This is a genomic window from Bradyrhizobium sp. STM 3566, assembly GCF_045571445.1.
Lineage (GTDB): Bacteria > Pseudomonadota > Alphaproteobacteria > Rhizobiales > Xanthobacteraceae > Bradyrhizobium > Bradyrhizobium vignae.
In genome coordinates this window covers 3,856,285-3,873,213 of the sequence record NZ_CP120692.1, presented here as the reverse complement: position 1 = coordinate 3,873,213, position 16,929 = coordinate 3,856,285, and the positions used below count along the sequence as shown (strand labels likewise).

Genomic DNA, 16,929 nt, shown 5'->3' with positions numbered 1-16,929 from the left:
CTTGCAGATGCGAGAAGCGCAGAACTTGTAGAGTGGGCAAAGGCGCTTAGCGCCGTGCCCACCATCTCTCCGTGATCGCCGACAGGTGGTGGGCACGCTTCGCTTTGCCCGCCCTACGGCAGTTGTTATCTGCTACCTGCTCCCGTCCGGTCCCATCACGAGGTCCGGCAGCCAGGTCGAAATGCCCGGCACGAAGCACAGCAGCAGCACCGCGAGCATCATCAAGAGCACGAAGGGCAGCGTGCCCCAGATCACCTCGCGCAGGGGAATGTCCGGTGCGACGTTGCGGATGACGAAGATGTTGAGGCCGACGGGCGGGTGGATCAGGCCCATCTCCATCACGATGGTCATGACTACGCCGAACCAGATGATGTCGAAATTGGCGGCGCGGAGCGGCGGCAGGATGATCGGCGCGGTCATCAGGATGATCGACACCGGCGGCAGGAAGAAGCCGAGCACGACGACCATGACGAGGATCGCGAACAGCAGCTCCCATCGCGGCAGATGCATCGCGACGATGGATTCGGCGACCGATTGCGAGATGTGCAGATAGCTCATCACGTAGGAATAGAGCAGCGACATGCCGATGATCATCATCAGCATGGTCGATTCCCGGATCGTCGATTTCATGATGGGCGCAAGGTCGCTCGGGCGCCAGACGCTGTAGATCGCCGCGATCAGCGCCAGTGCGAGCAGGCCGCCGAGGCCCGCGGTCTCGGACGGCGTGGCGTAGCCGCCATAGAGGGCGATCATGACGCCGGTGAGCAGCAGCACGAACGGGATCACCCGCGGCAGCACGCTGAAGCGTTCGGCCAGCGTGTACTCGTCGCGCGTCAGGATCGCACCTTCGGGCCCGCCGTTCTTGTAGATCGCTTCAGCCGCCTTGTATTCCCGGCGGAATCGGATCACGGCATAGGCGCCGAACAGGGTGACCAGCAAGAGGCCGGGACCGATGCCGGCGAGGAACAGACGCCCCAGCGACTTTTCCGCGGCGACCGCAAACAGGATCATGGTGATGGACGGCGGCAGCAGGATGCCGAGCGTGCCGCCGGCGGCGATGATGCCTGCGGCAAAGCCGCCGGAATAGCCGCGCTTGCGCATCTCGGGGATACCGGCCGAACCGATCGCCGAGCAGGTCGCTGGGCTCGAGCCCGCCATCGCCGCGAACAGCGCGCAGGCGAAGACGTTGGCGACGCCGAGGCCGCCGGGGACGCGATGCAGCCAGGCATGCAGCGCCGAATAGAGATCCTGGCCAGCGCGCGACTTGCCGATCGCGGCGCCCTTCAGGATGAAGAGCGGAATCGACAGCAGCGTGATCGAGGCCATTTCCTCGTACACGTTCTGGGTCACCGTATCGAGCGAGGCCGAGGGCATGTAGATGCCCATGAACACGACCGCGACCGCGCCGAGCGCGAACGCAATCGGCATGCCCGAGAACATCACGAGCAGCGTCGCGATGCCGTAGGCAAGGCCGATACCGAAAACGCTCATGGCCGCTTGGCTCCGGTGAAGGGCAGCGCAAGCTGCACGAGGATCTGGATGCAGAGCAGGCTCATGCCGAGCGCCATCAGCGCATAGGGGATCGCGAGCGGCGGCGACCACATCGAATTCGAGACCTGGCCGTCGACATAGGCTTCATGGGCCAGTGTCCAGGATTTCCAGGCGAAGAAGGCGCAGAACAGGAACGTCGCGGCGTCGACGAGCCAGAGCCGGACCTTGTTGGCGAGCGGCGAGAGCAGGCCGACGAAGGCTTCGATGCCGATATGGCCGCGGTTCTGCTGCACATACGCAGCCGTCATGAAGGTGGCGCCGACCAGCAGGAACACGGCGGCCTCGTCCTGCCAGTAATTGGCGGCCTTGAACAAGGCACGGCTCAGCACGCTGTAGCTCAGGATGGTGCAGGCCGCGACCAGGGCGATCGCGGCGAACACGACGATGATGCTGTTGAGGATGGCGAGACCACGATCGATCGCTGCCGCAAGGCCGTTCCCGGCGGCAGCGCTCGGCAGGTCGTCACGATCCGGAAGCGGACCGTGGCTCATGCCGCAACGTCGGTGGCGAGCTTGAGCAGGTTGGCCGCGGTCGCGGTCTTGGCGCTGTAATCCTTCCACGCGGTGTCGCGCGCGATGTCGCGCCATTTGCCGACGGTGGCGGCATCGAGCGCCGAGACCTTGGCGCCGGCCTTCTCGTAGACCTTGGCGACCTCGACGTCGTCGTCCTGCGCGCCCTTGCGGCCGAAGGCTTCGAGCTCGGTGCCGACCGCGAGCAAGATATCTTGATGGTTCTTCGGCAGCTTGTCGAAGATCGCCTTCGACATCATCAGCGGCTCGAGCATGAACCAGTAGGAGGTGCCGGCGCCTGACGTCAGCGACTTCGCGACCTCTTCGAGGCGGAACGAGATCAGGCTGGTCGAGGAGGTGATGCCGGCATCGCACGCGCCGGTCTGCATCGCCGCGTAGATTTCGTTCGAGGGTACCGACAGCACCGAGGCGCCGGCGGTCTGCAGCACCATGTCCATCTCGCGCGAGCCGCCGCGCACTTTCATGCCCTTGGCATCCTCGGGCGCGACGATCGGCTTGGAGCGGCTGGCAACGCCGCCGGCCTGCCAGACCCAGGTGAGCAGGATGATGCCTTTGTCGGCGAGGAAATCGGTCAGTGCCTTGCCGACGGGCTCCTTCTTCCAGCGCAGGCCCTGATCGTAGGTGGTCACCAGGCCCGGCATCAGGCCGATATTGGTTTCCGGCAACTCGCCGCCGGCATAAGGCATCGGATAGAGCGAGATGTCGAGCGCGCCCTTGCGCATCGCGGAGAACTGCGCGTTGGTCTTGATCAGCGAGGAGTTCGGATAAATTTCCGCGGCGATGTCGCCATTGCTGCGCTTGGCAACTTCAGCAGCGAACATGCGACAGAGCCGGTCGCGGAAATCGCCTTTGTCGATGGTGCCGCCCGGGAATTGATGCGAGATCTTCAGCGTGGTGGCGGCCTGCGCGGTTCCGATGCCGAAGCGCAGGATGGCGGGTGCGGCGACGGCGGTCGCGATCAGATGGCGGCGCGTAATCATGGTGTGATCCCCTTGGACGGTTCTTGTTGGTGTGATTTGGATCGGGTCTTGTGAGACCGGCGTTCAGGCTCATCCTAGCCGGTCTTTCAGCCGATATTCTCTCATCTGATAGTTCGAGACCGAATGCCCCGGCAAGTGCCGGCCGTGCTGCGCTGCACACTTCCTGGTCCCGCGCGCGAAAGTACGACGGATAGCGGAGGGCTCGCCAAAATTTATCGGCGGCGGCGTAACAACGCCGACTGGCGATCCGTCGAGATCAAATAGCGGCGTCCGTCGCTGACAAACACCATCTCGAAGGGAAGATGAACCATGACCATTCGCACCCGTATCGTGCTCGGCGTCTCGGCTGCCGCTCTTTCGCTTGGCCTCGCGTTTGCTCCGGCCGCCTTTGCTCAGGACAAGATGGGCAAGGATGACGGCATGATGAAAAAAGACACGATGTCCAAGGACGGCATGATGAAGAAGGACACCATGTCCAAGGACGACGGCATGAAGAAGGATCACATGTCGAAGGACGGCATGAAGAAAGACGACGGAATGATGAAGAAGAATTGATCCTGCTGCGTCGTCGCGCAGCGCCCGCCTTGAGCGGCCCGCGCACTCGCGAATTCCGGCGGCAGTCTTTAAGACCGCCTCCGGAACGGCGCTTCAGTTCAAGTTCAATTGAACGTGACGAGTGAACTTACTTGCGCTTGGCCTTGCGGGCGGCATAGCGCGCATCGCGCTTGGCCTTTTGCTCGGCTTCGAGGGCAGCCTGTCTCTCGGCGGCTTCCTGGGCCTCGCGCGCGATCCGCGCGGCTTCGGCGGCCTTGGTCTCTTCCTCGAGACGCTTCTGCTCGGCCTTTGCCGCCTCGCGCGCGGCTTTCGCCTCGGCGCGTTTGGCCGCGAGGGCCTCGCGTTCAGCACGGCGTGCGACCACCGCCGGATCGTCAGGTCCCGGTTGCGATTTGAATTTGTTCAAAAGATTTTTGCGGGCTTCCTGTGCCGCCTTTTGCCGGTCTGCGAAGCCGGGTTCCCTGAATCCACTCATCGACGAGCCTTGTCTTCCTCGCTTTCGATCCTACATCGGTGCCTGTTGGTACGTCGGCTGGGCATAGCAGGCGCCACGCGACGCAGAAGCGTGTACATCGGCGCGCGTCGCGAAGCCACCCATAATCGCAGCCGATCAGGTCAACGAAAAATCGCCCCCCGACGATCTCTCGTAGCCCGGAAAAACTGCTGAATTGTGATGTCCCTCATAAGGGAGCACACGGGCGAGGCCTAGCGTCCGCCCGATACGAGACGGAGCACGGGCATGACGATCTCAAGACCAAGCCTGAAGGCGCTCGCAATTGGCTTCGCCCTGGCGAGCGTGGCCGGCGCCGCGCTGCTGCTCGCTCGTCCGCAGCCCATCGAGAGTGCGGTGCTGGGAGCGGATTGGGAATGCACCCGGACCGCATTCGTGCTCACGAGCTGCGCACCGCGGCTTCAGGAGGCAATTCCGGCGGTCGAAACCTCGCGCAAGGATGCGATCCGGCAGACCCGGGGCTGAATTGGACCGGCTGATCGGGTGTGACGCGACGCCGCAGCGGTGATAAAGCCGGCTCGCCAGCGCGACCAGACGGCCATGTCGAAGCCAGAGTCCAGATCCGAACCCGGCGAGCAGCCCAATTCTCGATCGAAGCGCCAGTCCGAGCGCCAGTCCGGCGGCGACCGCCGCGGCGCGATCGCCGGCTTGATCATTGCGATCGTGATCCTCGGGGTTGGCTGGTGGCTTGCCCGGAATCTTACCGCAGCCAGCAAGATGCAGGATTGCCTGATGTCCGGGCGAACCAACTGCAATGTGATCGAGCCGGCTCGCTAGGCGCCCGTCAGCGTGGCCCGCAGGGCCGAAAAAATGCCCTGATCTTAATCATTTGTAACGGGACTTAGCCGATCAAGCAGGGCAGTTGTTTCGGCCGGCATCAGCCCGGCGCGCGGCGATTCGTCGATCGCGCCAGGGACCGCGGCCACGAGAGAGCAGGGGGCGAGCACGCATGAGTGCGTCCAAACGCATGAAGATCATCATTCCCGTGATTTCGGCCATGTCGTTGTTCGCGCTGTCGGCGCAGGCGCAAGAGGCGAGACCGCCGAAAGAGGCGGGCCCACCGCCGGCTGCACCGGGTGCTGGCGCGCCGCCGCAGACCAATCAGACTATGCGCAAGGGCCCTCCACCCCAGCAGGCGACTCGACCCGTGCAGCCGGGTAGTCAGCCCCATGCGGGTCCTGGCCCGCGCAATGCCGACGGCCCATCGCCGCGACGTCAGGCGCGCGGTCCTGCCCCGGTGCGGGACTGGGGTGGACACACCTATCGTGGCAATCTCGCCTGGGATGGTGGACGCTGGCGCCACGAAGTCCGCAACGGCCGCTCCGGCTGGTGGTGGGACGTTGGCGGCGTCTGGTATTATTATCCGGAGCGAATGGCTGGTCCGCCTGCCTACATCTCGGAGGACTATATCGACGACGTGCCGGTGGCCTATGCCCCGCCTCCGGTCGCCTATGCGCCGCCACCTCCGCCCCCGCCACCAGCTGATCCCGGCGCCAGCGCGCTTGGCGGCGCGATCGTCGGCGGCCTGCTGGGCGTTCTGATCTCGGGCAATGCAACAGGGGCTGCCGCAGGCGCGGTTCTCGGCGGCGCGACGGGCGCAATCGCCGGTGCCACCGCTGCATCCCAGCCCGGCTACTACTGGGCGCAGGGCACCTGCTATTACCGCTATCCGAACGGCCAATATGTGCAGGCCGATCCCCGCGCGTGTTACTGACTTTCCAGGCGGGATTGGAGTACGAAGGCGGGCCTAGGCCCGCCTCTTTTCTTTGCACACCGGCGATTGCTTCAGATTAGCGCTGGCGCTCGTTGCCGCCGCACGCAAGCCTGAAAGAAAAATATCGTGATGATTCGCGGAGGACGTGGGACATGCTGGATGCGATCCAGATCAGCATGGCCTTGTGGGCCATGATCGTTTGCGGCGGGATCAAACTCTCGCAGGTGTTGCCTTGTCTGTTCTAGCGCAGGATCCACCTTGTGCCGCTCGCTCGCGGAGACGCTTATCGCCTCGCGCGTCAGGACACGAGCCAGCTGAAGAACGCGATCGTGGCCCAGACCAGACCGCCGATCCAGGCGAGCATCACGATGGCGATGGTCACGAGATAGGCGATGCCGAGCAGATCGGACCTCTGTCGTTGCGTCGGGACGACGATCTCGGCTGCTGCTTTGCGCGTCATGACCTGACTCCACCATGGAGCGTTGAAGCTCTGCTTAGCGGAGATGTCCGGTGCAGGCTGTGATGCAGTTCACAGATACCTCGAACGATGCCTGTGCGACGCGGAGGTCACCCCGCAATCATACGGGCGAAATTGCCATGCGCTTGTCCAGATCGGCCATCTAAAATCGGTCGCATGTGTTCCAGCTACGACCCACGGCATGAAGCCGAAGCCGCAATGAAGCTGGCTGCGGCGTCTGAAGGTGCCGATCGGCAACGACTGATCCAGCTGGCCCTGGCATGGCATCAACTCGTCCGCGACCCGCCCGAGGAGCAAGCGGACCCGCCGGATGCCGCCGGGCGCACCCGCACCAGCGGGTAGGCCGCTCCCCACGAGAAAAACCCCGTGCTCGGGGGACAAGCACGGGGTTCTTCAAAGCCGACCGGGGCTGGCGAGTCGGCACCACTCAAGTCGGCTATCCAACGCTCTGATCGCGCGTTCGTTCCGTATCGATCCGCGGCGCTGAAATCCTGCGGGAGCTTCCCTTGCTCGTGCTCGTGAGTGCATGATCGATCCGGCCGAACCGGTCATTAACGAATGCTCGGCCCTCGATTTTGCGATCGCGATTCGTGCCTTGCGAACGAAGCGGAGTCGGACCGTGAACAAACAGCCCCTGAAGGGGCTCGGTGTTTTCAGGCGGCTTCCGTCTTCGGTACAGCGTCGGCATTCACCGACAGTTTGACGACGTCCCCCTCGACGGCACCGACATATTTGGTGTCGATGTAGTGATGATGGTCCTTGTGACCTTCCGGGCTGTCCTTGCGCGTCAGCTTGATGCGGTTGCCCTCGACGCGATCGACGGTGCCGACATGGGCGCCGTCCTTGCCGATGATTTTCATGTGCTCTCTGATGTCAGCCATGCTGTCCTCCTTGCATGGATTCAACAGCGAGGGTGCGTGTTCGTTGCAACGGGCGTGTTGGACCCAAGGCGCTTTCCGCACGTTGACGCTCGTCGGATCTGTCAAGAAGCGCATGGAGACCATTCGAGCCTATTTGGAACGAAAGCACGAGGAACTCAGGCTCTTGAACGACTGCCTGAGAAACCGGCTCGATTTAGCGCGTCCGTGTTCCGTCGACGACGTCGTCAGATCCAAGTTCCAGATCACTGCGGCGCTGAGGGCGGAGCACGAATTGCATGAGTGGAAGGCGACGGAGACAGCGTGGTCGCATACGGCCGATCTCGCCAGCGGGCCGTTCGAGTTCAGTTACGACTACCAGAGGGCCGATCTTACGGTACGCGGTCCTTCGTTCTACGAGTTCGAGGGCGGCTGCGCGAGCACGGCGATCTACACCGCCTCGGGCATGGCCGCGATCTCCGCCGTACTGCTCGCCTCCGCGCGGATCGTGGAGAAGGCCGATATCCTCGTGCTTCCGGGCGCCTACGGCGAGACGCTGGAGCTGATCCGGGCCTTCGTCCCTCATTTGCGGCTCGAGGCTTTGAAGCTGCCGCTCGGCGATGCGTTTGCACCAATAAGTTCGCCGCGCATACTTCTGTTGGATTCCTGCTCCTTCGCCGGCGCCTTCGACGCGGTGCTGCGCTGTGACGGATCTAGCCTCGATCTCCTGATTTTCGATACGACATGCTTCGCCGGCAGGTCAGGCCGCATCCGGCGTGTCCAGAGGTGGGCCCGCCGATACGGAATTCCGCTGGTGTTGGTGAGAAGCCACAACAAGCTCGATTCGCTCGGAGCGGAATATGGCCGGCTCGGCTCGGCCGTTTTCGTGCATGGGAATGAGCATCAGCCGCGGGCAGGGGGCGTTGAATGGAAACGTCTCGCGTCCGAAACCCGAAACGCGGTGCGGCTGCTCGGCGGCGCGGCGTTGCCGGCCCACTTCCCACCCTTCGCCGGCAGCGCGGCGTATTGGGCGCTCACGAAGCGGCGCGTTGCGGCAATCCTGCGCAACGGCCGCAGCACGGCTCGACATTTTGCTGCGAAGCTTCCGGCGCGCTCGGCCGAGCTTCACTTCACCCACGGTCTATACGTGACCCTCCATGGAAGGCGCGTGCTCGACGAGGCGGCAGCGCGGCAGGCTGCCGAGGACATGAGCAGCGCATTGCACCGGGAGGGCTTTCCCATCCGCCACGCCGGCAGCTTCGGCTTCGATTTCGCAGCGACCGAGTGGTTTCACGACGCGACCACGAATCAGTACAGCGTCCGGGTGGCCGTCCCGGATCTTCCGACGGAGCTTTGGAATGATCTGGCCGCGGCGATTGCCGTGTGGTGGCGGACGCATCGGGCGGCAGGTGATGAAGGGTGAATTTTGTTGGTAGCCCGAAAGGAGGACGCATCAATCAGTCGACCGCCAGGCAATGCTCCAGGCGTGATTTCTCGTGGCCGCGGCGCGCCCAATCCTGAACGGCAAAGGCAAGGTGATGCTGCCCCATTGCGGTGCCAATGATCGAAGCCTCGGCCAACTTGACGGGCCTCGTGACCACATTGGTGTTCACCACGCCTGCGTCGATTGCCAAATACGACATCGCAACGATCGCGACCGCAGATGCGATCGCCATTCTCGTCAACTCGGATTGCTGCATTAAGAAACCTGTCGGGCGCATCTCGCCCGGCGCTTACATAGGGCCGATCGGCGCCGTTCAAAGTCCGGCGTATGGTTACCCACGCGTTCGTGAAGGGACGTTGACTGTCAATGGACTGGCGATCCCGGCAGGACTCGAACCTGCAACCCGCGGAGTAGAAATCCGCTACTCTATCCAGTTGAGCTACGGGACCGTCTTGAGCCGGCCGGTTTGGGCGGCTGGCCGTTCATCTAGCATGCCAATATGAAAAATTGGGTCTTTCGCCAAGCCTGAACCGAACCGTTTTCCTCATTGCCGCGACAAAGCGGAACGGTGGGGTGTCAGGGTGCCGGGTTGAGCGGCAGTGGACTGGACGATGGATCACATCGCCGGGACCGCTGAATAGCTTCCGGGACACGGCCGCCGGTCGACTGGTCGGGTAGTGCTGCGCCATCAGGACGGCGTGCGCGGCGGTATCTTGATCGGTCTCCTCTGGGCTTGCCTTTTCATGGCGAATGCGACGATTTGCACCTTTGGTTCCATCGCCTTGAGTCCGTCACCTTTCCGCGCATTTCTTGCGACAAGCGGCGTTCGTCCGCGATTTCCGGGAGTCCATCCATGATCGGTCTTGTTCGCGCCGTCACAATCTGCGCCGCGCTGGCGCTCGGCCTTAACGCGGCGCAGGCCGCCGACAAGGCCTTCAAGCGCGACGATCTCGCCGATTCCGCAATCAAGCTCGAGGCGCAGATCAAGAGCGAGGCGGGGCCGGTCGCCAAGACCAACGCGACGCTGCGCACGGATGCTGACGCGGCCTTCAGGCGCAATGATTACCGCACCGGACTGTCGGTGCTCGGCCAGATTGTGGCCACGACCCCCGACGATGCCGGCAACTGGCTGCGGCTCGCCAAGGTGATCTTCCAGATCTGGCCGAAGAATTCGAGCGAGCAGACCTTCCTGCTGGAGCGCGCTTCGACCGCGGCCTACATCGCTTACATGCGCGCCGGCAATCCGGGCGAGGAGGCGGACGCGCTCGCCGTCCTCGGCAAGTCGCTGGCCGAACGCAAGCTGTGGCGGCCGGCGCTGGATTCGCTGCGGCTGTCGCTCGACCTGCGCGAGGTCGCCGATGTCCGCGGGCAGTACGAGAAGATGCGCGACGAGCACGGCTTCCGGCTGCTCGACTATACCGTGGACTCGGACTCGGCGAGCCCGCGTGCCTGCTTCCAGTTCTCTGAAGAGCTCGCCAAGCGCACCGACTTCGCGCCGTTCCTGGCGCTGGCGGGGCAGGACAAGCCGGCGCTGTCGGCCGAGGGCAAGCAGCTCTGCGTCGATGGGCTGAAGCACGGCGAACGCTACAACATCAACCTGCGCGCCGGCTTGCCCTCCACGGTGAAGGAGGGCCTGCCGAAATCGGCCGAGTTCAACATCTATGTGCGCGATCGCAAGCCCTTCGTGCGCTTCACCAGCCGCGCCTATGTGCTGCCGCGGACCGGCCAGCGCGGCATTCCCGTGGTCAGCGTCAACACGCCCGCGGTCAACATCAACGTCTTCCGCATCGGCGACCGCAACCTGATCAACACGGTGGTCGACAGCGATTTCCAGAAGACGCTGACCAAGTACCAGCTCAGCGATCTCGGCGACGAGCGCGGCGTCAAGGTCTGGTCCGGCGAGCTTTCGACCGCAATGACGCTGAACCAGGACGTCACCACCGCTTTCCCGGTCGACCAGGCGCTCGGCGAGCTCCAGCCCGGCGTCTACGTGATGACTGCCGCGGCCAAGAGCCCCGGTTCGGACGACGACTACCAGCTCGCGACGCAATGGTTCATCGTCTCCGACCTCGGGGTGTCAGCCTATTCCGGTAATGACGGCATCCACGTCTTCGTCAACTCGCTGGCCTCAACCGATCCGGTCGGCAAGGCCGAGGTGCGGCTGGTCGCCCGCAACAACGAGATCTTGGCGACGCGCAAAACCGACGATTCCGGTCACGTGCTGTTCGAGGCGGGCCTCGCGCGCGGCGAGGGCGGCCTGTCGCCGGCGATGCTGACGGTCACCGGCGAGAAGGCGGACTATGCCTTCCTGAGCCTGAAGACCTCCGCCTTTGATCTGTCCGACCGCGGCGTCTCGGGGCGCGCTGTTCCGGCGGGAGCCGACGCCTTCGTCTATGCCGAGCGCGGCGTCTACCGCTCCAGCGAAACCGTCTATCTGACCGCGCTGTTGCGCGATGGCCAGGGCAATGCCGTCACCGGCGGGCCGATGACGCTGGTGGTCGAGCGCCCCGACGGCGTCGAATTCCGCCGCGCCTCGCTGGCGGACCAGGGCGCCGGAGGCCGTACGCTGGCCGTGCCGCTCAATTCGGCCGTTCCGACCGGGACGTGGCGCGTGCGCGCCTTCACCGACCCAAAAGGCTCCTCGGTCGGCGAGACCACCTTTATGGTCGAGGACTACGTGCCCGATAGAATCGAATTCGACTTGTCCGCCAAGGACAAAGTGATCAAGGCTAACGCTCCAGTGGAGCTGAAGGCCGACGGTCATTTCCTCTATGGCGCGCCGGCCTCGGGCCTTGCGCTCGAAGGCGACATGCTGATCGCGCCTGCAAGCGAACGCCCGGGCTTTGCCGGCTACCAGTTCGGCGTCGCCGACGAGGAGACCACCTCGAACGAGCGCACGCCGCTGGAGAATCTTCCCGAGGCCGACGCCAACGGCGTTGCGACCTTCCCGGTGACGCTCGACAAGCAGCCCGCTTCGACGCGGCCTCAGGAAGCGCAGATCTTCGTCCGCATGGTCGAGACCGGCGGCCGCGCCGTCGAGCGCAAGATCGTGCTGCCGGTCGCGCCAGCCGCGGCGCAGATCGGCATCAAGCCGCTGTTCGGAGACAAGAACGTCGCCGAGGGGGACAAGGCCGAGTTCGATGTCGTGTTCGTCTCGCCTGAGGGCAAGACGCTGCGCCGCGACGGCCTGCGCTACGAGCTCCTGAAGATGGAGTCGCGCTACCAATGGTATCGCCAGAACAATTACTGGGAGTACGAGCCCGTCAAATCGACCTCGCGCGTCGCCGACGGCGACGTCACGATCGCTGCCGACAACCCGGCGCGGATCTCGCTCACGCCGCAACCCGGCCGCTACCGGCTTGATGTGAAGTCGAACGACGCTGACGGCCCGGTGACCTCGGTGCAGTTCGATGTCGGCTGGTATTTCGACGGCAGCGCCGATACGCCGGACCTGCTGGAGACCTCGATCGACAAGCCGCAATACGCCTCCGGCGACACCATGACGGTGTCGGTCAATGTGCGCAGTGCCGGCAAGCTCACCATCAACGTGCTCGGCGACCGTCTGCTGACGACGCAAACCATCGACGTCAAGGAGGGCACCGCCCAGGTCAAGCTTCCGGTCGGCAAGGACTGGGGCACCGGAGCCTATGTGGTGGCGACGCTGCGCCGTCCGCTCGATGCCGCCGCCCAGCGCATGCCGGGCCGGGCGATCGGTCTGAAATGGTTCGGTATCGACAAGCAGACCCGCACGCTGCAGGTGAAGCTGACGCCGCCGGCGCTGATCCGGCCGAACTCCACGCTGAAGATCCCGGTCAAGCTCGAGGGTCTCAATCCGGGCGAGGACGCCAAAATCGTCATCGCCGCGGTCGATGTCGGCATTCTCAATCTCACCAATTACAAGCCGCCGGCGCCGGATGATTACTATCTCGGCCAGCGCCGTCTGAGCGCCGAGATCCGCGATCTCTACGGGCAGCTCATCGACGGCATGTCGGGCACGCGCGGCCAGATCAAGTCCGGCGGCGATGCCGGTGCGGGAGAGCTCCAGGGCTCACCGCCGACGCAGAAGCCGCTCGCGCTCTATTCCGGCATCGTCACGGTCGCTGCCGACGGCACTGCGGAAGTGAGCTTCGACATTCCGGAGTTTGCCGGCACCGCGCGCGTGATGGCCGTGGCATGGACCGCGACCAAGCTCGGCCGCGCCAACACCGATGTCGTGATCCGCGATCCCGTGGTGCTGACGACGACGCTCCCGCGCTTCCTGCTCAACGGCGACCACGGCACGGTCAATCTGGAGATCGACAATGTCGAGGGTCAGGCCGGCGACTACGTCATCGACGTGAAGACCGGCGGCCCGGTGAAGATGACCGGCAATCCCGCCACCGCGGTCAGGCTCGCCGCCAAGCAGCGCAACTCCTTCGCGCTCGCGCTCGATGCGACCGCGGCGGGGCAGGCGACGCTCGACGTCGACATCAAGGGGCCGAATGGCCTGGCGCTGGCGCGGCACTACGCGTTCGACGTCAAGGCAGCGACGCAGGTGCTGGCGCGGCGTTCGATCCGCACGCTGGCGAAGGGTGAGAGCCTGACGCTGACCTCGGACATGTTCAGTGATCTCGTGCCGGGCACCGGCAGCGTCTCGGTCTCGGCGAGCCTGTCGACCGCGCTCGATGCGGCGACGATCCTGAAAGCGCTCGACCGCTATCCCTATGGCTGCTCGGAACAGATCACCAGCCGGGCCATGCCGCTGCTCTATGTCAACGAGCTCGCGGCCGGCGCGCATCTCGCCATGGACACCGAGGTCGACCAGCGCATCCGCGACGCCATCGAACGTCTGTTGGCGCGTCAGGGCTCGAACGGCTCGTTTGGACTGTGGTCCGCGGGCGGCGACGATGCCTGGCTCGACGCGTACGTGACGGACTTCCTCACCCGGGCCCGCGAAAAGGGCTTTGCGGTGCCTGATGTGCTGTTCAAGAACGCGCTCGATCGGATCCGCAACTCCGTCGTCAACGCCAACGAGCCGGAAAAGGACGGTGGGCGCGATCTCGCCTACGGCCTCTACGTGCTCGCGCGTAACGGCGCAGCGCCGATCGGCGATCTCCGCTATCTCGCCGACACCAAGCTCGCCAACCTCGCAACGCCGATTGCGAAGTCGCAGCTTGCGGCGGCGCTCGCTCTGGTCGGCGACCGCAACCGCGCCGAACGGGTCTATGGCGCCGCGCTCGACAGCCTCGCGCCAAAGCCCGTGCTCGAGTTCGGCCGCACCGACTACGGCTCGCAGCTTCGCGATGCCGCAGCTTTGGTCTCGCTCGCCAGCGAAGGCAACGCGCCGAGGACGACGCTGACCCAGGCAGTGTCGCGGGTCGAGACCGCGCGTGGACTCACGCCCTACACCTCTACGCAGGAGAATGCGTGGCTGGTGCTGGCGGCGCGGGCGCTGGCCAAGGAGAACCTGTCCATCGAGGTGGACGGCCAGCCGGTCAAGACTGCGCTCTATCGCAGCTACAAGGCGGACGCGCTGAGCGGCAAGCCGCTGAAGATCACCAACACCGGCGACGCACCGGTGCAGGCGGTGGTGTCGGTGTCGGGCTCTCCGGTCACTCCGGAGCCGGCGGCGTCCAACGGCTTCAAGATCGAGCGCAGCTACTTCACGCTCGACGGCAAGCCCGCCGACGTCAGCAAGGTCAAGCAGAACCAGCGCTTCGCGGTGGTGCTGAAGATCACCGAGGCCAAGCCCGAATACGGTCACATCATGGTGTCCGACTATCTGCCGGCGGGTCTGGAGATCGACAACCCGAAGCTGGTGTCCTCCGGCGACAGCGGCACGCTGGACTGGATCGAGGATGGCGAGGAGCCCGAAGACACCGAGTTCCGTGACGACCGCTTCACTGCGGCCGTGGACCGGGCCTCGGATTCCAAGTCGGTCTTCACCGTCGCCTACGTCGTGCGCGCGGTCTCGCCCGGCAAATACGTGCTGCCGCAAGCCTATGTCGAGGACATGTACAATCCCTCGCGCTATGGTCGCACCGGTACGGGCACCGTCGAGGTGCGGGCGGCGAAGTGAGCCGGGCTCGAATCTGAGTTGAAGTGAATGAGCGCAGCGGAGCCACATCATCAGTCGTCATGCCCGGGCTTGACCCGGGCATCCGCGGCCGCACAGGCGGTGGATGACGGCGTGGATGGCCGGGTCAAGCCCGGCCATGACGAGCGGAGAGGGCAACTCGCCTTTCGCCTCGTCTCCGCCGCCGCTCTCACCCTCATCCTCGCCATCACCGGCTTCGTCGCCTGGGTCTACTCCCTCGGTCCTCTCCCGCTCGAGGAAGCACGCCAGGTCTCCACCACCATCGTCGACCGCAACGGCAAGCTGCTGCGCGCCTATGCCATGGCGGACGGGCGCTGGCGGTTGCCGGTCGATGCCAGGACCAACGTCGATCCGACTTATCTCAAGCTGCTGTTCGCCTATGAGGACCAGCGCTTCTATGCCCATGACGGCATCGATCCGTTGGCGCTGGGGCGCGCGGCGTTGCAGCTCGGGACGCGCGGCCACATCGTCTCGGGCGGCTCGACCATCACCATGCAGCTCGCGCGGCTGATGGAGCCGAGGCGGCAACGTTCGCTCTACGCAAAACTGAGGCAGATGGTGCGTGCGATCGAAATCGAGCGCAGCATGAGCAAGGAGCAGATCCTCGATCTCTATCTGGCGCTCGCACCCTATGGCGGCAATCTCGAAGGCATCCGCGCGGCGTCCATCGCCTATCTCGGCAAAGAGCCGAAGCGCCTGTCGCTGGCGGAAGCCGCGATGCTGGTCGCACTGCCGCAATCGCCGGAGACGCGCCGGCTCGACCGCTACCCTGATGCGGCGCGCAAGGCGCGCGATCGCGTGCTCGACCGCATGGTCGAGGAGCACGTGATCAGTGCCGACGACGCCAAGCAGGCCAAGGCGGTGCCCGTGCCGAAACTGCGCAAGCCGATGCCGATCCTGGCGCCGCACGCCTCCGACACCGCGCTTTCGACAGTCAAGGACAAGCCGGTCATCAAGCTGACGCTCGATGCGAACTTGCAGAAGGTACTGGAGCCGCTGGCGCGCGACCGCGCCGTTGCGCTTGGGCCGAACATCTCGGTCGGCATCATCGTGGTGGACAATGAGAGCGGCGACGTGCTCGCCCGCGTCGGCTCGGCCGATTATTTCGACGAGAGCCGGGCAGGGCAGGTCGACATGACCCGCGCCATCCGCTCGCCGGGCTCGACGCTGAAACCCTTCATCTATGGGCTCGCCTTCGAGGATGGCTTCGTCCATCCGGAGAGCCTGATCGACGATCGGCCGGTCCGCTTCGGCTCCTACGCGCCGGAAAATTTCGACATGACGTTCCAGGGCACGGTGCCGGTGAGGAAGGCGCTGCAATTGTCGCTGAACGTGCCCGCCATCGTGCTGCTCGACCGCGTCGGCTCGAGCCGGCTGGCCTCGCGGCTGCGCCAGGCCGGCGGCAATCTGGTTCTGCCCAAGGACGAGACGCCAGGGCTCGCCATGGGTCTCGGCGGCGTTGGCGTCACGCTCCAGGACCTCGCCCAGCTCTATGCGGGCTTTGCCCGTCTCGGCACCACCAAGCCACTGCGGGAGATCATGGCCGACAAGGATGACCGTGAGCCGCTCCGGCTGCTGGATCAGGTCGCGGCCTGGCAGGTCGGCAACGTGCTGCTGGGAACGCCACCGCCGGAGAACGCCGCCCACAACCGGATCGCGTTCAAGACCGGGACCTCTTACGGCTATCGCGACGCCTGGTCGGTCGGCTTCGACGGCCGTATGACCATCGGCGTCTGGGTCGGGCGTCCGGACGGCGCGCCGGTTCCCGGGCTGATCGGACGTGTCGCCGCCGCACCCATCCTGTTCGACGCCTTTGCCCGCAGCGGCAAGACGCTCGCGCCGTTGCCGAAGGCTCCTCGGGGAACCCTGGTGGCCGGCAACGCCAAGCTGCCGCTGCCCCTGAAGTGGTTCCGCCCGGTCGGGGAACTGGTGCGCAACGGAGGCGAGCAGGCGCTGCACATTCAGTTTCCGCTCAACGGCTCGCGGATCGACGTCGATCGATCGGGGGGCCGGGAAAGCGCAGCCATGCCGGTCAAAGTCGCCGGCGGCGTGCTGCCCATGACCGTCATGGTTAACGGCACCGCGCTTGGCGAGATCGATGGCCGCCGTCAGCGGCTGATCGATCCGCCCGGTCCGGGCTTTGCCCGGCTCACCGTGATCGACGCCACGGGCGCCGCGGACACAGTCGTCATTCGAATTCAATGACCCTGCCTTAAGCGGTTGTGGCGATGGC

General features: G+C 64.9%; 15 protein-coding genes and 1 tRNA gene. 8 read left to right on the top strand and 8 right to left on the bottom strand.

Features of this window, described 5'->3' with window-relative positions:
- Positions 1–132: 132 nt before the first annotated feature.
- From P6U27_RS18545 to dctP, 3 genes are read right to left on the bottom strand one after another with little or no spacing between them, the layout of a single operon-like run.
- Complete coding sequence (locus tag P6U27_RS18545) at positions 133–1,491, bottom strand: TRAP transporter large permease (RefSeq protein WP_122403318.1); 1,359 nt, start codon at positions 1,489–1,491, stop codon at positions 133–135.
- Complete coding sequence (locus tag P6U27_RS18540; RefSeq protein WP_122403317.1) at positions 1,488–2,042, bottom strand: TRAP transporter small permease; 555 nt, start codon at positions 2,040–2,042, stop codon at positions 1,488–1,490. Before P6U27_RS18540 ends, P6U27_RS18545 begins: the two co-directional genes overlap by 4 nt.
- Complete coding sequence (dctP, locus tag P6U27_RS18535; RefSeq protein ID WP_407194373.1) at positions 2,039–3,061, bottom strand: TRAP transporter substrate-binding protein DctP; 1,023 nt, start codon at positions 3,059–3,061, stop codon at positions 2,039–2,041. The genes P6U27_RS18540 and dctP overlap by 4 nt, the downstream gene beginning before the upstream one ends.
- Positions 3,062–3,370: 309 nt before the next feature.
- On the opposite strand from dctP, the gene P6U27_RS18530 reads away from it, so the two are divergent.
- A complete protein-coding gene (locus P6U27_RS18530; RefSeq protein ID WP_036027965.1) occupies positions 3,371–3,616 on the top strand; it encodes a pentapeptide MXKDX repeat protein in 246 nt (81 codons plus the stop codon).
- Positions 3,617–3,743: 127 nt separating this feature from the next.
- Here the strand turns inward: P6U27_RS18530 and P6U27_RS18525 are convergent, their stop codons facing one another.
- Entirely contained in the window at positions 3,744–4,091 is a 348-nt protein-coding gene (locus tag P6U27_RS18525) for a DUF6481 family protein (protein ID WP_122403315.1), read from the bottom strand.
- Positions 4,092–4,355: 264 nt separating this feature from the next.
- On the opposite strand from P6U27_RS18525, the gene P6U27_RS18520 reads away from it, so the two are divergent.
- The 3 genes from P6U27_RS18520 (at position 4,356) to P6U27_RS18510 (ending at position 5,841) form a co-directional block, all read left to right on the top strand.
- Positions 4,356–4,592 (top strand): hypothetical protein, encoded by a 237-nt coding sequence (locus tag P6U27_RS18520; RefSeq protein ID WP_122403314.1) that lies wholly within the window; start codon positions 4,356–4,358, stop codon positions 4,590–4,592.
- Positions 4,593–4,667: 75 nt separating this feature from the next.
- The gene (locus tag P6U27_RS18515) at positions 4,668–4,904 is read left to right on the top strand and encodes a hypothetical protein (protein ID WP_407194372.1); all 237 of its coding nucleotides are present in this window, start codon (positions 4,668–4,670) and stop codon (positions 4,902–4,904) included.
- 172 nt (positions 4,905–5,076) lie between these two features.
- Positions 5,077–5,841: a hypothetical protein gene (locus P6U27_RS18510; RefSeq protein WP_407194371.1), complete on the top strand. Its 765-nt coding sequence runs from the start codon at positions 5,077–5,079 to the stop codon at positions 5,839–5,841.
- A gap of 298 nt (positions 5,842–6,139) precedes the next feature.
- Here the strand turns inward: P6U27_RS18510 and P6U27_RS18505 are convergent, their stop codons facing one another.
- Positions 6,140–6,301, bottom strand: coding sequence for a hypothetical protein (locus tag P6U27_RS18505; protein ID WP_164937081.1), 162 nt, complete (start codon positions 6,299–6,301; stop codon positions 6,140–6,142).
- A 216-nt stretch (positions 6,302–6,517) separates the two neighbouring features.
- Between P6U27_RS18505 and P6U27_RS18500 the strand changes: the two genes are divergently transcribed.
- On the top strand, positions 6,518–6,661 hold the full coding sequence (locus P6U27_RS18500; protein ID WP_244607654.1) for a hypothetical protein: 144 nt from the start codon (positions 6,518–6,520) through the stop codon (positions 6,659–6,661).
- Between the two features lie 311 nt (positions 6,662–6,972).
- Here the strand turns inward: P6U27_RS18500 and P6U27_RS18495 are convergent, their stop codons facing one another.
- Positions 6,973–7,200 carry a DUF2171 domain-containing protein gene (locus P6U27_RS18495; protein WP_027574503.1) on the bottom strand — a complete coding sequence of 76 codons (228 nt, stop codon included), beginning with the start codon at positions 7,198–7,200 and terminating at the stop codon, positions 6,973–6,975.
- Positions 7,201–7,312: 112 nt separating this feature from the next.
- Here P6U27_RS18495 and P6U27_RS18490 point away from each other — a divergent pair, with 112 nt between their 5' ends.
- Positions 7,313–8,599 carry a hypothetical protein gene (locus tag P6U27_RS18490; RefSeq protein WP_407194370.1) on the top strand — a complete coding sequence of 429 codons (1,287 nt, stop codon included), beginning with the start codon at positions 7,313–7,315 and terminating at the stop codon, positions 8,597–8,599.
- A 34-nt stretch (positions 8,600–8,633) separates the two neighbouring features.
- Here P6U27_RS18490 and P6U27_RS18485 read toward each other — a convergent pair whose 3' ends face one another.
- Both P6U27_RS18485 and P6U27_RS18480 read right to left on the bottom strand, forming a co-directional pair.
- Positions 8,634–8,876: a hypothetical protein gene (locus tag P6U27_RS18485; protein WP_122403309.1), complete on the bottom strand. Its 243-nt coding sequence runs from the start codon at positions 8,874–8,876 to the stop codon at positions 8,634–8,636.
- A 116-nt stretch (positions 8,877–8,992) separates the two neighbouring features.
- Positions 8,993–9,069: transfer RNA gene (locus P6U27_RS18480), tRNA-Arg, on the bottom strand.
- Positions 9,070–9,473: 404 nt separating this feature from the next.
- Between P6U27_RS18480 and P6U27_RS18475 the strand changes: the two genes are divergently transcribed.
- On the top strand, positions 9,474–14,678 hold the full coding sequence (locus P6U27_RS18475) for an alpha-2-macroglobulin family protein (RefSeq protein WP_407194369.1): 5,205 nt from the start codon (positions 9,474–9,476) through the stop codon (positions 14,676–14,678).
- 111 nt (positions 14,679–14,789) lie between these two features.
- Positions 14,790–16,901, top strand: coding sequence for a penicillin-binding protein 1C (gene pbpC, locus P6U27_RS18470; protein ID WP_407194457.1), 2,112 nt, complete (start codon positions 14,790–14,792; stop codon positions 16,899–16,901).
- The last annotated feature ends 28 nt before the right edge of the window (positions 16,902–16,929 follow it).

Bases quoted from the DNA above. Each gene is read 5' to 3' on its own strand.
- P6U27_RS18520 (WP_122403314.1), top strand. From the start codon at position 4,356: ATGACGATCTCAAGACCAAGCCTGAAGGCGCTCGCAATTGGCTTCGCC.
- P6U27_RS18495 (WP_027574503.1), bottom strand. From the start codon at position 7,200: ATGGCTGACATCAGAGAGCACATGAAAATCATCGGCAAGGACGGCGCC.
- P6U27_RS18505 (WP_164937081.1), bottom strand. From the start codon at position 6,301: ATGACGCGCAAAGCAGCAGCCGAGATCGTCGTCCCGACGCAACGACAG.
- dctP (WP_407194373.1), bottom strand. From the start codon at position 3,061: ATGATTACGCGCCGCCATCTGATCGCGACCGCCGTCGCCGCACCCGCC.
- P6U27_RS18485 (WP_122403309.1), bottom strand. From the start codon at position 8,876: ATGCAGCAATCCGAGTTGACGAGAATGGCGATCGCATCTGCGGTCGCG.
- P6U27_RS18525 (WP_122403315.1), bottom strand. From the start codon at position 4,091: ATGAGTGGATTCAGGGAACCCGGCTTCGCAGACCGGCAAAAGGCGGCA.
- P6U27_RS18475 (WP_407194369.1), top strand. From the start codon at position 9,474: ATGATCGGTCTTGTTCGCGCCGTCACAATCTGCGCCGCGCTGGCGCTC.
- P6U27_RS18530 (WP_036027965.1), top strand. From the start codon at position 3,371: ATGACCATTCGCACCCGTATCGTGCTCGGCGTCTCGGCTGCCGCTCTT.
- P6U27_RS18540 (WP_122403317.1), bottom strand. From the start codon at position 2,042: ATGAGCCACGGTCCGCTTCCGGATCGTGACGACCTGCCGAGCGCTGCC.
- P6U27_RS18515 (WP_407194372.1), top strand. From the start codon at position 4,668: ATGTCGAAGCCAGAGTCCAGATCCGAACCCGGCGAGCAGCCCAATTCT.
- P6U27_RS18545 (WP_122403318.1), bottom strand. From the start codon at position 1,491: ATGAGCGTTTTCGGTATCGGCCTTGCCTACGGCATCGCGACGCTGCTC.
- P6U27_RS18490 (WP_407194370.1), top strand. From the start codon at position 7,313: ATGGAGACCATTCGAGCCTATTTGGAACGAAAGCACGAGGAACTCAGG.
- P6U27_RS18510 (WP_407194371.1), top strand. From the start codon at position 5,077: ATGAGTGCGTCCAAACGCATGAAGATCATCATTCCCGTGATTTCGGCC.
- P6U27_RS18500 (WP_244607654.1), top strand. From the start codon at position 6,518: ATGAAGCTGGCTGCGGCGTCTGAAGGTGCCGATCGGCAACGACTGATC.